Below are 14,274 nucleotides of genomic sequence, written 5' to 3'. Positions count from 1 at the left end.
CGACAGTGGCTTGGCCAGGGCGCCTGACGGCGCCATTCGCCCGCTAAAGCGGCCTCCCACAGAAGCGTGAAGCCTGAAATGCACTTGTGGGAGGGAGCTTTAGCTCGCGATAGTGGCCTGACCGAGGCGCCTGACGGCGCCATTCGCCCGCTAAAGCGGCCTCCCACGGAAGCGTGAAGCCTGAAATGCACCCGTGGGAGGGAGCTTCAGCTCGCGATGGGGGCCTGGCCGAGGCGTCTGACGGCGCCATTCGCCCGCTAAAGCGGCCTCCCACCGAAGCTGATCGGCGGGGCCAACCTTTGCAGGAAGGCCCGCCCTGACCGCTTAGAACACCCGGTTCAGACCATTTTGCGCCGCCACTCGGTAGGCTTCTGCCATGGTGGGGTAATTGAAGGTGGTGTTGACGAAGTACTTGAGCGTATTGGCCTTGCCCTCCTGCTGCATGATGGCCATGCCGATGTGCAGGATCTCCGATGCCTGGTCGCCAAAGCAGTGGATGCCGAGAATTTCCAGGGTGTCCTGGTGGAACAGGATCTTCAGCATGCCGACCGTATCGCCGGTGATCTGGGCACGGGCGGTATCCTTGAAAAACGCCTTGCCGACTTCGTAAGGCACTTTCGCTTCGGTCAGCTCGCGCTCGTTGGGGCCAAAGGAGCTGATTTCGGGAATGGTATAGATACCGGTCGGCACGTCGCTGACGAAACGGTACTCCTTCTCCAGCAGCTCGTTGCACGAGTTGAGCCCCTGATCGTAGGCGGCACTGGCCAGACTTGGCCAACCAATCACGTCGCCAGCGGCATAGATATGCGGAATCCCCGTGCGGTAGTGTTCATCCACGCTCAGCTGGCCGCGGCCATTGGCCTCCAGGCCGATGTTCTCGAGCCCCAGGCTGTCGGTGTTGCCGGTGCGGCCGTTGGCCCACAGGAAGGCATCGGCGCGGATTTTCTTGCCGGATTTGAGGCGCACCACTACGCCGGCTTCGTCGCCTTCGACACTGGCGTACTCTTCGTTGTGACGAATCAGCACGCCGTGCTTGCGCAGATGATACGACAGCGCATCGCTGATCTCGTCGTCCAGGAACGATAGCAGGCTATCGCGGTTGTTGATCAAGTCCACCTTGACGCCCAGGCCGGAAAAGATCGAGGCGTATTCACAGCCGATGACCCCGGCACCAAAAATCACCAGGGTGCGCGGCGTATGCGACAGGCTGAGAATGGTATCCGAGCAGTAGATGCGCGGGTGGCGGAAGTTGATGTCTGCCGGGCGGTAAGGCCGGGAGCCCGTGGCAATGACGATCTTCTTGGCCACCAGCTCTTCCATGCCTTCCTGGCGGTCACGCACCACCACGGTGTGTTCGTCCTTGAAGCGGGCAACGCCATGGAACAGGTCGATGCGGTTACGCGCATAGAAGGTGGTGCGCATTTCGACCTGTTTGTCGATGGTGCCGCGAGAGCGCTCCATCACTTTGGGAAACGAGAACCAGCGGGGTTCACCGATGTCGCGGAACATGCGGTTGGTGTTGAAGGCCATGATCTGCTTGACCTGATGGCGCAACGCCTTGGAAGGAATCGTGCCCCAGTGGGTACAGTTACCCCCTACCTGCGCTTGCTTTTCGATGATGGCCACGCGCATGCCATGCTTGGCTGCGTTGATGGCAGCGCTCTCGCCAGCCGGGCCAGTACCGATTACCACGACATCATAATTGTGAACCGCCATAGGGTTTCGTTCTCCTTGAAAATAAACGGGAGCTTAGCGACGCGTGGCATCGTAGCCCAGGTCGGCACCGCGGCTCTCGTCGCTGCGACGGCGCGCACTGCTACGCTTACGGTTCTCTTCCTCGCATACTTCGTCCTTGCCGCCGCAGATATCACAGCCGTCCTTCAAACCGAGCTGGTTGAGCCCGCCACAGGAGCCTGCAATGGGCTTGCGTCCCATCAATACGCCCACCGCCATTGCGGTCATTACCAGCGCCATGAAGCCAAATACCAGTAGCCAGATTGCCATGATGTTCTCCCAGCAGTGTTGCTAGTATCGTTGAATGATCACACCTGCCGACCACGGTTGGGCCAATAAGTGCCTTGAAAGTTGGCCCTATTGTACCTCAGCCAACACAAAATGATCAGGCATAAACGCCAACGGGGCTGACCCGAAGGTCAGCCCCGTTGTGGAGCGCGTCTGCGCTACCTTAGCCGCCGAAGTCATCCAACAGGATGTTTTCCGGCTCGACTCCCATATCAAGCAGCAGCTTGATGACGGAAGCGTTCATCATGGGCGGCCCACACATGTAGTACTCGCAATCTTCAGGCGCCGGGTGGTCCTTCAGATAGTTTTCGTACAGCACGTTGTGGATGAAGCCCGTCGGGCCTTCCCAGTTATCTTCCGGCTGCGGATCGGACAGCGCCAGATGCCACTCGAAGTTCGGGAACTCTTCGGCCAACTGGTCGAACTCTTCGTTGTAGAAGGTCTCGCGCCAGGAGCGCGCACCGTACCAGAACGAAATCTTGCGGTCCGACTTCAGTCGCTTGAGCTGGTCGAAGATATGGCTACGCATCGGGGCCATACCGGCACCACCACCGATGAAGACCATTTCCGCGTCGGTGTCCTTGGCGAAGAACTCACCAAACGGACCCATGACCGTTACCTTGTCACCCGGCTTCAGGTTGAAGACGTAGGTAGACATCAGGCCAGGCGGATGGCTGCTGCCCGGAGGCGGCGTGGCGATACGGATGTTGAACTTGAGGAGGCCTTTCTCTTCCGGATAGTTCGCCATGGAGTAGGCGCGGATGACTTCCTCGTTGTTCTTGTGGGTAATATCGAACAGGCCGAATTTTTCCCAGTCGCCACGATACTCTTCTTCGATGTCGAAATCGGAGAACTTGATATCGTAAGGCGGTGCCACCAGCTGCACGTAACCACCCGCACGGAAGGCCACTTCTTCACCTTCGGGCAGCTTCAGGTTCAGCTCCTTGATGAAGGTCGCCACGTTGGGGTTGGCGGTGACTTCGGTTTCCCACTTCTTCACGCCGAAGACTTCTTCCGGCACTTCCACTTTCATGTCCTGCTTCACAGGTACCTGACAGGAAAGACGCCAGCCCTCTTTCTTCTCACGCATGGTGAAGTGAGATTCTTCGGTGGGCAGGATCGAGCCGCCGCCCTCTTCCACTCGGCATTTACACTGGGCGCAAGAACCGCCGCCACCACAGGCAGACGACAGGAAGATGCCGTTGGCCGCCAGGGTGTTCAGCAGCTTGCCGCCAGCCTGGGTTCTCAGGGTGTGCTCGGGGTCGCCGTTGACTTCGATCGTCACGTCCCCGCTACTCACTAGCTTGCTTCGCGCTGCCAGAATGATCGCCGTCAAGCTGATGACGATGATCGTGAACATGACAACACCGAGCAAGATGACAGATGTATCAACCATGTCGGTTTCCTATTGCTGAAGGTTTTCTATACCTCGGCAGCCCAGGGGCTGCCGAGAAAACCGGCTCCGATTACAGCTGGATGCCCGAGAAGGACATGAAGCCCAGTGACATCAAGCCAACGGTGATGAACGTGATGCCCAGACCCTGCAGGCCGCCAGGCACGTCGCTATACTTCAGCTTCTCGCGGATACCGGCCAGCGCGGTAATGGCCAGCGCCCAGCCTACTCCCGAACCGAAGCCGTACATGACGGATTCGCCGAAGTTGTAGTTACGCTCCACCATGAACAGTACGCCACCAAGAATGGCGCAGTTTACGGTGATCAGCGGCAGGAATACGCCCAGCGCGTTGTACAGCGCAGGTACGTATTTATCCAGGAACATCTCCAGGATCTGCACCAGCGCAGCAATAACACCGATGTAGCTCAGCAGGCCAAGGAACGAGAGATCGATGTTCTCTGCACCGCTGATACCCGTCCAGGTCAGTGCGCCCTCTGCCAGCAGCAGGTTGAATACCAGGTTGTTCACCGGTACGGCAATGGTCAGTACCACGATGACCGCGATGCCCAGACCGAATGCCGCCGAGACCTTCTTGGAAACCGCCAGGAAGGTACACATACCGAGGAAGAAAGCCAGCGCCAGGTTCTCGACGAAAACCGAAGCAACGAAAAGGCTTAGATAGTGTTCCATGTTACACAGCCTCCTTCGGCTTGGTGTTGTGCTTCATCTTGAACTCGTTCTCTTCTACCTGCTCGGGGTTGTAGGCACGAATTGCCCAGATCAACAGACCGATGATGAAGAAGGCAGACGGCGGCAACAGCAGCAGACCGTTCGGCACGTACCAGCCGCCGTTTTGCACGGTGGGCAGTACGGTGAAGCCAAAGATGCTGCCCGCACCCAGCAGTTCACGGAAGAAGCCAACGACCATCAGAACGAAACCGTAGCCCAGGCCGTTACCGATACCGTCCAGGAAGGACATGCCGGGAGAGTTGGTCATGGCAAAACCTTCTGCACGTCCCATGACGATACAGTTGGTGATGATCAGACCGACGAAGACCGACAGCTGCTTGGACATTTCGTAGGCGTAGGCTTTCAGAATCTGATCGACCACGATAACCAACGAGGCGATGATCGTCATCTGAACGATGATACGGATCGAGGACGGAATGTGGTTCCGAATCAACGATACGAACAGGTTCGAGAAAGCCGTTACGAAGATTACCGCCAGGGCCATGACCAGCGATACGCTCATGCTGGTGGTCACCGCCAGCGCAGAACAGATACCGAGGATCTGCAGGGCAATCGGGTTATTCTTGAAGATCGGCGCCGTCAAGACGCTTTTTGCATTTACGTCCGCCATGATCAAGCTCCTTCCGCTTCGAGTTCGACGTCAGCGTCCTGAACGTCTTCCTGGTCAACGCCGCTGCGGAACTTGGCCAGGTATTCACCGAAGCCTTCCGGGCTCAGCCAGAACTGCAGCATGTTGTTAACACCGTTAGCGGTCAGGGTGGCACCCGACAGGCCGTCGACTTCATGGTCACCGCTACCACTACCCTTCACGACACGGATAGCCGGTACCATATCACCCTCTTCGTCGAAGATCTGCTTGCCTTCCCACTGAGCCTGCCAACGGGGGTTGTTGACCTCGGCACCCAGCCCTGGCGTTTCACTGTGCTCGAAGTAGGTGATACCGACGATGGTATTACCGTCACCTTCGACCGACAGGAAGCCGCGCATCAGGCCCCACAGGCCCTGGCCACGGATGGGCAGAATGATCTGCTCGGGGCTGTCCGGGTCGCCCACCAGGTAAACGGTGGCGTAATTTTCGACCCGCGACAAGCCTGCCGGGTCACGCTGACCTGACAGAGTGCGCGAGGCCGCCGGATCACGACGAGCTTCGAAGCCGTCGAAGGTCTCGGGATCGTGCTGATCCGAGTACTCGCCCGTTTCGAGGTTGACCACGCGTGGTGTTACTTCACGGAAAGCGGCTTCGACGTCCATGCCCCTTTCGTAAAGATTGGCAACGCGCAGGATATTGGTCTTACGGTCGAGTTCCTGATTGAGCTGCTGCGCAGGGCGCAGTGCCACGGCCGCCGTCGAAACGATGACCGAGCACACGATGCACAGCGAAAACGCTACGATCAGTACTTTCTTGATGGAGTTGTTACCTTGTGCCATTAGGCAGTCTCCTCGGCCGGTGTGCCAGTACGCTTGAGACGGCGCTTGACATTGGCCTGGACGAACATGTGGTCAATCAGCGGTGCGAACAGGTTGGCAAACAGGATGGCCAGCATGATGCCTTCCGGGAATGCCGGGTTCACCACGCGGATCAGCACCGTCATCACACCGATTAGCGCGCCAAACACCAAACGCCCCTGGTTGGTCATGGAAGCAGACACAGGGTCCGTTGCCATAAACACCATACCAAACGCGAAGCCGCCAATCACAAGGTGCCAGTACCACGGCATGGCGAACATCGGGTTAGTCTCGGAGCCAATCAGGTTGAACAGTGTGCTGGTCACTACCATACCCAGGAACACCCCAAGCATGATTCGCCACGATGCAACACCGGTCCACAGTAATACCGCACCACCGATAAAGATGGCCAGCGCCGAGACCTCACCTACCGAGCCGGGCATAAAGCCCAGGAATGCGTCCCACCAGCTAAGGGAGTTGGTCAATGCCGTCATACCGTCCTGGAAGGCCACAGAAAGCGCGGTGGCTCCCGAGTAGCCATCGGCGGCCACCCATACTGCGTCGCCGGAAATCTGCGCCGGGTAAGCAAAGTAGAGGAAGGCACGACCAGTCAACGCGGGGTTCAGGAAGTTCTTGCCAGTACCGCCGAAGATTTCCTTGCCGATCACCACACCGAAGGTGATACCCAGGGCCACCTGCCAGAGCGGGATGGTCGCCGGGAGGATCAGTGCGAACAGTACGGAAGTGACGAAGAAGCCTTCGTTGACTTCGTGGCCACGCTTGACCGCGAACAGGACTTCCCAGAAACCGCCGACCGCGAAGGTCACCAGATAGATGGGCAGGAAGTAGGTGGCACCGAGGACAAAGTTGGCCCACAGACTACCCGGATCATGGCCACCCGCCAGGGTCATCATGATCGCTTCGCGCCAGCCGCCCATGGAAGCATAGCCTGCTTCGATGGCGGTATTGGCTTGCCAGCCAGCGCTCCACATACCGAAGAACATGGCCGGGAAAGTACACATCCACACGGTGATCATGATGCGTTTCAGGTCGACGCCGTCACGAACGTGGGCAGTGGTCTTGGCGACACTCGGGGGGGTGTAGAAGATGGTGTCTACCGCTTCGTACAGCGGATAGAACTTCTCGTACTTGCCACCCTTGTGGAAATGCGGCTCGAGATTATCGAGTGTTTGTCGAATACCCATCATCAGGCCTCTTTCTCGATCATGGTGAGATTGTCACGCAGGATGGGGCCGTACTCGTATTTGCCGGGGCAAACATAGGTACACAGCGCCAGGTCCTCTTCGTCCAGCTCCAGACACCCGAGCTGCATGGCAACCTCAATGTCGCCCACAATCAGCGAACGCAGCAGCTGCGTCGGCATGATATCCAACGGCATGACGCGCTCGTAGTTGCCCACCGGCACCATGGCACGCTCGGAGCCATTGGTGGAAGTGGTCGGCGCGTAGTTGCTCAGGCCTTTGAACCTGGACAGATAGATGCCCATGATGGAGTGACGGTTCGCACCCAGCGAGAGCCATCCCATGAAGGTGCGCTTGTTACCCTCTTCCAACAAGCTGATCTGATTATGGAAGCGACCCAGATAAGTGATATTGCCCTCGGCGGCAAAGCCTGAAAATACCGAACCGGAGATGACGCGAGTGTCCTCGGGCTGAATCACTTCGCCTGCCAGGAGTTCCTGGGTACTGGCGCCCACACGGGTGCGCAGCAGACGAGGTTTCTCAGCGCGTGGGCCGCCCACCGCGACGATGCGGGAGACGTCCAGCTTGCCTTCCACGAACAGTTTGCCGAACGCGATCACGTCCTGATAACCGATGTGCCACACTTTCTTGTGCAGCGCGACAGGCGACAGGTAGTGAATGTGCGTGCCGACCAGACCCGCAGGGTGCGGCCCGGCAAAGCTTTCGGTCTTGACGCCGCTGACATCGCTACCGGGCAGTGATGCGTTGGCACCCGTGCACAGAAAAACGTTGCCCTCGGTCAGGCGGGTTAGCACCTTGAGGCCGTCTTCGAATGCCTGGGAGTTCTCATTGATGATGAGTGCCGGGTCAGCGCTGAGCGGATGAGTATCCACGGCGGTGACAAAGATATCGGCAGGAACGCTGTCGATGGCAGGCGTGCGCGAGAAGGGACGGGTGCGCAAGGCAGTCCAGAGACCCGACTCGACCAGTTGGTCGACAACGGTCTGACGATCCAGCTGTCCTAAAGTACCACGATCATGAGAAGCGAATGTCATCGCTTCTTCATTTTCATCGACTTTTATGACCACAGACAGCAAACGACGTTTTTCGCCACGGTTGATAGCGACCACTTCACCAGCGGCGGGTGCGGTGAAGCGCACGCCGTCGACTTTCTTGTCGGTGAAGAGCAGCTGGCCTAGTTTGACCTTATCCCCTGCCTGAACTTCCATCGTTGGCTTCATGCCAACGTAGTCGGTGCCCAGGATTGCCACATGGCGCACAAGCTGCGCATCTTCAATACGCTGCTCAGGCGCTCCCGTGATGGGGAGATCCAGGCCTTTTTTGACTTCGATCATAGTCTCGCCCAGTTGATGGATCGGATATACGAAGGTAAGGGGTTCGATTGCTTAATTTCTGCTCAGCGAATTCTTGTTTTCTGTTCAGATTGTTACCAGTCCGGCCCAAGCAAGCTTGAACCACCCCGAAAAAATCCATCGTATTATAAAGATAAGCGCGGCCAATGACCACATCCCTGACCGCCTCCGAAAGTGCTATATACAAAAACGCCACCCGAAGGTGGCGCTTGAAAGGCATGGTGTTTCATCTAATAATGCTGCATTAGTCGAACACCCTCCCCGATCGCTCAGCTGGCCTGACGCGGCAGTTTCAGGAACTGCACGTTGGACATATGCTGAAGAATGCGGATGACCTGGCAGCTGTAGCCGAATTCGTTGTCGTACCAAACGTAGACCACGGCATGGGTGCCGTTGGCGATGGTCGCCTTGGCGTCCACGATACCGGCATGACGGTTACCGACGAAATCCGACGAGACCACCTCCGCAGAGTCGACGAAGTCGATCTGCTTCTGATAGGACGAATCGATGGACATGCGACGCAGGTAGTCGTTAAGCGCCACCGCATCGGTACCCTTCTCCAGGGTCAGGTTCAGAATTGCCATGGAGACGTTGGGCGTAGGCACACGGATGGCATTGCCGGTCAGCTTGCCTTCCAGCTCGGGCAGCGCCTTGGCGACGGCCTTGGCTGCACCGGTCTCGGTCAATACCATGTTCAGGGCAGCGCTGCGTCCGCGACGGTCACCCTTATGGTAGTTGTCGATCAGGTTCTGGTCATTGGTGTAGGCATGCACGGTTTCCACATGGCCGGTCACCACACCGAACTCATCGTTGAGCACTTTCAGCACCGGCACGATGGCGTTGGTAGTGCACGACGCCGCCGATACGATGCGGTCGCTTTCGCCGATGGTTTCGTGGTTGATGCCAAACACGACGTTCTTGATATCGCCTTTGCCCGGCGCCGTGAGCAGCGCCTTGGCTGCGCCCTTGCACTCCAGGTGCTGGCCCAGGCCCGCTTCGTCACGCCAGATACCGGTGTTGTCCACCACCACGGCGTCATGGATACCGTAAGCGGTATAGTCGATCTCGCTGGGCGAATCGGCGTAGATCACCTGAACCACGTTACCGTTGATGGTCAGCGTACGCGCTTCGGCGTCTACCGTGATGGTGCCATCGAAGGGCCCATGGACAGAATCACGACGCAGCAGGCTGGCGCGCTTCTCGAGGTCCTTGCCCACGTCGCCACGGCCACGCACCACGATGGCACGCAAACGCAGCAGGTTGCCGCCACCGGCTTTTTCGACCATGATACGGGCCAGCAGGCGACCGATACGGCCAAACCCGTAAAGCACCACGTCCTGGGGCTCGCCGGTACTGGCACCGGGCTGGTAGCCATCGATGATATCGCTCAGCTCACCGCGCAGGAAGGCGTTCAGGTCACCGCCGCCTTGGCGCTTGAACATCACCGCCAGCTTGCCTACATCGACGTGGGCCGGCCCCAGGTTCATCTCGCTCATGGCCTCGACGATTGGGAAGGTATCTTCCACGGACAGCTCGGTGCCCTCGATCTTGCGCACGAAACGATGGTCTTTAAGAATCCGAATCACCGACCGCTTGATCAGAGAACGTCCGAACATGGTGGCGACAACGTTGTTCTGGCGATACAGCTTCCCGACCAGCGGGATCATTTGCTCAGCCAGAGCTTCGTTGCTCTGCCAATCCTGGAAAACGTTGTCGAGAGTTTGCTGACTCACGGGCGGCCTCATAGGTAGTGAAGGGGATTTTCAGGGGGCATTATCCGGAGCCAGCGGCGTGGCCGCAATGAATGGATAGTCGCACAGGATGTAGGGGTATTACAGAAATAGGGCATTGACTACAAACACCCATGATGCAACGCGCGATGACGACCCCGCCCGGCCCACGGGCCAAAAGGCGCTGCGTAAAAGTGTCGTTCGTGTATGATTCTGGTTCCGTTCCAGCGCAAAACGAAGCCGACTCCATGACCTCTTTTTCTCTGCTCGAACCGCCTCAGCCGCAAGGGATACGCGATACGCTCTACCTGAAAGCGCCGCCGGGCAGCGCCACCGCGCTGGCACTGGCCCAGGTAGCCACCAAAGCCCCGTTACTGGTGATCACCCCCAATACTGCCAGCGCTCAACGCTTGGAGCAGGACCTGGCTTTTTACAGCAGCGTGCCGGTCCTGCCGCTCCCCGACTGGGAAACGCTGCCTTACGACAGTTTTTCACCGCACCAGGATATTATCTCCGCCCGCCTGCGCACGCTGAGGCAGCTACAGGACGGCGCGCGCGGCATCGTGCTGGTTCCCATCAATACACTGATGCAGCGTCTGCCACCGGTGTCCTACATTGCAGGCCGCGTCATGACCTTGCAGTCCGGCGCCAGGCTCGACCGGGAGAGCTTCCGCGAATCGCTTTCACGGGCGGGCTATCGCGCGGTGGAAACGGTCTACGAGCCGGGCGAATACGCCATGCGCGGGGCTATCATCGACCTGTTCGCCATGGGCATGGACGAGCCGATTCGTATCGACCTGTTCGATGACGAGATCGACACCCTGCGCCACTTCGACCCGGGCAGCCAGCGCTCTACCGGCAAAATCGACGGCATCGAACTGCTGCCCGCCCACGAGTACTCGCTGAGCCGCAGCGCTATTGCCTGCTTCCGCGAGCAGTTCGAGACCCTGTTCGACGTCGACCCGCGCCAGTGCCCACTCTACAACGACGCCCTGAAGGCCATTCCTTCACCGGGACTGGAGCAGTACCTGCCTCTGTTCTTCGACGAAACCGCCTCGCTGTTCGACCACGTGACAGACGACACTCGGATCGCCCTGCTGCCGGGCGTCTTCGCTGCCGCCGAACAGCACTGGCAGGCCATCGAAGCGCGCTACGTCAATCTGGGCGTCGACCCGACACGCCCCCTACTGCCGCCCCATCGTGCGTTCTTTCCGGTCAGCGACGTGTTTGCCGCCATCAAGGCACGGCCCAGAGTGGAGTTCACCGAGGACGAGCAGCAGCGCCATGCGCTGGCACCCCAGGCCCGTGCCCTGCCCTCGCTGGCCATCAATGCGCGAGCCAAACAGCCGCTGGCCGAGCTGGCAAGCTTCATGGCGGCGCAACCCGGTACGCGCCTGCTGTTCGTGGCGGAATCTCGTGGTCGCCGAGAAGCACTGGAGGAAGTGCTGGCGCCGCTCAAGCTCTCGCTACCCCGCGTGGAGAACTTCCACGCCTTCCTGAAAGGTGACCAGCCGCTGGCCATCACCGAAAGCCTGGTGGCCAGCGGCCTGTGGCTGGAAACGCCCGACCTGGCGGTGATCAGCGAAACCGAGCTGTTCGGCGACGTAGTACGACAGAGCCGCCGCCGCGAGAAAGCCACCGATGACAACGAACTGGCCGTGCGTCATCTGTCGGAACTCCGCGAGGGGGCGCCGGTGGTCCACCAGGCCCACGGGGTGGGCCGCTATCTGGGCCTGGAAACCCTGGAAGCCGGGGGCCAGGCCAACGAGTTTCTGGCGCTCTCCTATGCCGATGGCGCCAAGCTGTACGTGCCGGTGGACAGCCTGCACCTGATTTCTCGCTATAGCGGTGCCGACGACGAGCTGGCACCGCTGCACAAACTGGGCTCCGACCAATGGGAGAAGGCCCGCCGCAAGGCCGCCGAGAAGATTCGCGATACCGCCGCCGAACTGCTCGACATTTACGCCCGGCGCGAGGCCCAGCAAGGGGTGGTCTACGAAGCCCCCGGCGAGGAGTACGCGCGCTTCGCGGCCAGCTTCCCCTTCGAGGAGACTCCCGACCAACAGGCCGCCATCGAAGCGGTGATCAGCGACATGGTATCGCCCCAGCCCATGGACCGCGTGGTGTGCGGCGACGTGGGCTTCGGCAAGACCGAAGTCGCCATGCGCGCAGCGTTCCTGGCCGTTCAGTCGGGCAGGCAGGTGGTGGTCCTGGTGCCCACTACCCTGCTGGCACGCCAGCATTTCGAAAACTTTCGTGACCGCTTTGCCGACACCGCGGTGAACATCAGCCTGATCTCGCGCTTTACCGGCGGCAAAGAGATGACGCAGACACTGGAAAGTATCAAGAGCGGGCAGGCCGATATCGTCATCGGCACCCACAAACTGCTGTCCAAGAGCGTCGAGCTGCCCAAAATGGGGCTACTGATCATCGATGAGGAGCACCGTTTTGGCGTCGCCCAGAAGGAGAAGCTCAAGACCCTGCGGGCCGAGATCGACATTCTCACGCTGACCGCCACGCCCATCCCGAGAACGCTGAACATGGCGATGAGCGGCATTCGCGACCTCTCCATCATCGCGACGCCACCCGCCCGGCGCCTATCGGTCAAAACCTTCGTCCAGCAGCGCGACGACAGCGTGATCAAGGAGGCCCTGCTGCGGGAAATTCTGCGCGGCGGCCAAGTCTACTTCCTGCACAACGAAGTCAAGACCATCGAAAACGCCGCCGAACAGATTCGCGAGCTGGTGCCGGAAGCGCGAGTGGCGGTGGCCCACGGCCAGCTGCCAGAGCGTAGCCTGGAACGCGTGATGTCCGACTTTTATCATCGGCGCTTCAACGTGCTGGTGTGTTCGACCATCATCGAAACCGGCATCGACGTGCCGAGCGCCAACACCATTCTGATCGAGCGTGCCGACAAGTTCGGCCTGGCCCAGCTGCACCAGCTGCGGGGGCGCGTGGGCCGCAGCCACCACCAGGCCTACGCCTATCTGCTCACGCCTTCGCCGAAGGCAATGACCCGGGATGCCGTCAAACGCCTGGAAGCCATCAGCGCCTCCGACGACCTGGGCGCGGGCTTTACCCTGGCCAGCCACGACATGGAAATTCGCGGTGCCGGGGAGCTGCTGGGCGACGAGCAGAGCGGCCAGATGGAAACCATCGGCTACTCACTCTATATGGAGATGCTCGACCGCGCCGTGAAGGCCATTCGGGCAGGCAAGACGCCCAACATCGACGCCCCCTTCAACACCGGCGTGGAAATCAGCCTCAACTTACCCGCGCTGATCCCCGACGACTATCTGCACGACGTGCAGCAGCGCCTGGTGATGTACAAGCGTATTGCCAATACCCAATCGGATGGTGAACTCAAAGAGCTGCAGGTGGAGCTGATCGACCGTTTCGGCCTACTGCCCCAGCCGTTGAAGAACCTGATTCGCCAGACGCGGCTGCGCCAGCGCGCCGAACAGCTCGGCATTGCTCGCATCGAGGCCGGTGAATCCCGGGGTCGAGTGCTGTTCGACGGCTCTACCCAGGTCGACCCATTGACCCTGGTGACGCTGATCCAGACCTCCCCGCAGCACTACCGCCTGGACGGCTCCGATACCTTACGATTTGAATTTACGATGGAAACCGCCGAACAACGCTTTGAGAAGGTTGAAACACTGTTAAACACCCTTAATCAAAAAGTAGCGAAGGCGTGAACCTTGGGGCAAACTTGTCATTAAGCAGACAACCCTGCCAACGCATGGCCAACCACCGCCAGGCGTCTCTGCAGTGCATACTTGATTAGGAACGACCATGAAGACTCGCAAGATCATCAACCGTTGGGGCCCCACCAGTCTGGCGGTCCTGCTGGCCGCCAGCTTGACCGGCCCTGCTTATGCCCAGCCTGCTTCAGAGCAGGCTGCGGTCAGCAGTGAAGCCACTGCCGGTGCCGAACAGGTCGCCGAGGCACGCCAGGAACTGCCACGCGGGCATTTTCGCCTGCCCGAGCAGGGTGACATCATCGGTGAGTACTACACGGTAACGGTGGACAACCCCGAAGACACCCTGATCGACATCGCTCGTCGCCACAACATCGGCTACGAAGAGATCCGTATGGCGAACCCTGGCGTCAGCATGTGGGTACCCGGCGAAGGCACGGAAATCGTCATTCCCGCCCAGTACATCCTGCCCCCCGCGCCGCGTGAAGGAGTGGTGGTGAACCTGTCGGAACTGCGCCTGTACTACTATCCGGCCAACAACCCCGGCATCGTAGAGACCTACCCGGTCAGCGTCGGTCGTGACGGTTTCGCCACCCCGGTCGGCATTACCCGCACCACCGTCAAGGTCAAGGACCCCGCCTGGGCACCACCCGCCT

Annotated in this window: 11 protein-coding genes; 2 read left to right on the top strand and 9 right to left on the bottom strand. The window is 59.6% G+C overall.

Annotated features, from left to right (window positions below; all coding sequences use genetic code 11):
• Positions 1-324: 324 nt before the first annotated feature.
• The 9 genes from sthA to B7L72_RS04930 form a co-directional block, all read right to left on the bottom strand.
• Positions 325-1,716, bottom strand: a complete 1,392-nt coding sequence (sthA, locus tag B7L72_RS04970) for a Si-specific NAD(P)(+) transhydrogenase (protein ID WP_016914076.1) — start codon at positions 1,714-1,716, stop codon at positions 325-327.
• Positions 1,717-1,749: 33 nt separating this feature from the next.
• Complete coding sequence (nqrM, locus tag B7L72_RS04965) at positions 1,750-2,004, bottom strand: (Na+)-NQR maturation NqrM (RefSeq protein ID WP_081138950.1); 255 nt, start codon at positions 2,002-2,004, stop codon at positions 1,750-1,752.
• A gap of 181 nt (positions 2,005-2,185) precedes the next feature.
• The gene (gene nqrF, locus B7L72_RS04960) at positions 2,186-3,418 is read right to left on the bottom strand and encodes an NADH:ubiquinone reductase (Na(+)-transporting) subunit F (protein ID WP_081192931.1); all 1,233 of its coding nucleotides are present in this window, start codon (positions 3,416-3,418) and stop codon (positions 2,186-2,188) included.
• 70 nt (positions 3,419-3,488) lie between these two features.
• A complete protein-coding gene (gene nqrE / locus B7L72_RS04955) occupies positions 3,489-4,106 on the bottom strand; it encodes an NADH:ubiquinone reductase (Na(+)-transporting) subunit E (protein WP_039179812.1) in 618 nt (205 codons plus the stop codon).
• Position 4,107: 1 nt separating this feature from the next.
• Positions 4,108-4,776, bottom strand: coding sequence for an NADH:ubiquinone reductase (Na(+)-transporting) subunit D (locus B7L72_RS04950; protein ID WP_081192929.1), 669 nt, complete (start codon positions 4,774-4,776; stop codon positions 4,108-4,110).
• 2 nt (positions 4,777-4,778) lie between these two features.
• Complete coding sequence (locus B7L72_RS04945) at positions 4,779-5,594, bottom strand: Na(+)-translocating NADH-quinone reductase subunit C (RefSeq protein ID WP_081192927.1); 816 nt, start codon at positions 5,592-5,594, stop codon at positions 4,779-4,781.
• Positions 5,594-6,820: an NADH:ubiquinone reductase (Na(+)-transporting) subunit B gene (locus B7L72_RS04940; RefSeq protein ID WP_081192925.1), complete on the bottom strand. Its 1,227-nt coding sequence runs from the start codon at positions 6,818-6,820 to the stop codon at positions 5,594-5,596. Before B7L72_RS04940 ends, B7L72_RS04945 begins: the two co-directional genes overlap by 1 nt.
• A complete protein-coding gene (locus B7L72_RS04935; RefSeq protein WP_081138942.1) occupies positions 6,820-8,169 on the bottom strand; it encodes a Na(+)-translocating NADH-quinone reductase subunit A in 1,350 nt (449 codons plus the stop codon). Before B7L72_RS04935 ends, B7L72_RS04940 begins: the two co-directional genes overlap by 1 nt.
• Positions 8,170-8,456: 287 nt before the next feature.
• Complete coding sequence (locus B7L72_RS04930) at positions 8,457-9,920, bottom strand: glyceraldehyde-3-phosphate dehydrogenase (RefSeq protein WP_081192923.1); 1,464 nt, start codon at positions 9,918-9,920, stop codon at positions 8,457-8,459.
• A gap of 245 nt (positions 9,921-10,165) precedes the next feature.
• Between B7L72_RS04930 and mfd the strand changes: the two genes are divergently transcribed.
• Positions 10,166-13,615, top strand: a complete 3,450-nt coding sequence (mfd, locus tag B7L72_RS04925; protein ID WP_176212839.1) for a transcription-repair coupling factor — start codon at positions 10,166-10,168, stop codon at positions 13,613-13,615.
• A 97-nt stretch (positions 13,616-13,712) separates the two neighbouring features.
• On the top strand, positions 13,713-14,274 hold a 562-nt coding region (locus B7L72_RS04920), incomplete at its 3' end, for a L,D-transpeptidase family protein (protein WP_176212838.1).

Source organism: Halomonas sp. BC1 (assembly GCF_002078135.1).
In the GTDB taxonomy this organism is placed as follows: Bacteria; Pseudomonadota; Gammaproteobacteria; order Pseudomonadales; family Halomonadaceae; genus Vreelandella; species Vreelandella stevensii.
This window is presented reverse-complemented; position numbering and strand designations above follow the sequence as displayed.

Bases quoted from the DNA above. Each gene is read 5' to 3' on its own strand.
- nqrM (WP_081138950.1), bottom strand. From the start codon at position 2,004: ATGGCAATCTGGCTACTGGTATTTGGCTTCATGGCGCTGGTAATGACC.
- nqrF (WP_081192931.1), bottom strand. From the start codon at position 3,418: ATGGTTGATACATCTGTCATCTTGCTCGGTGTTGTCATGTTCACGATC.
- B7L72_RS04945 (WP_081192927.1), bottom strand. From the start codon at position 5,594: ATGGCACAAGGTAACAACTCCATCAAGAAAGTACTGATCGTAGCGTTT.
- B7L72_RS04950 (WP_081192929.1), bottom strand. From the start codon at position 4,776: ATGGCGGACGTAAATGCAAAAAGCGTCTTGACGGCGCCGATCTTCAAG.
- B7L72_RS04935 (WP_081138942.1), bottom strand. From the start codon at position 8,169: ATGATCGAAGTCAAAAAAGGCCTGGATCTCCCCATCACGGGAGCGCCT.
- sthA (WP_016914076.1), bottom strand. From the start codon at position 1,716: ATGGCGGTTCACAATTATGATGTCGTGGTAATCGGTACTGGCCCGGCT.
- mfd (WP_176212839.1), top strand. From the start codon at position 10,166: ATGACCTCTTTTTCTCTGCTCGAACCGCCTCAGCCGCAAGGGATACGC.
- nqrE (WP_039179812.1), bottom strand. From the start codon at position 4,106: ATGGAACACTATCTAAGCCTTTTCGTTGCTTCGGTTTTCGTCGAGAAC.
- B7L72_RS04940 (WP_081192925.1), bottom strand. From the start codon at position 6,820: ATGATGGGTATTCGACAAACACTCGATAATCTCGAGCCGCATTTCCAC.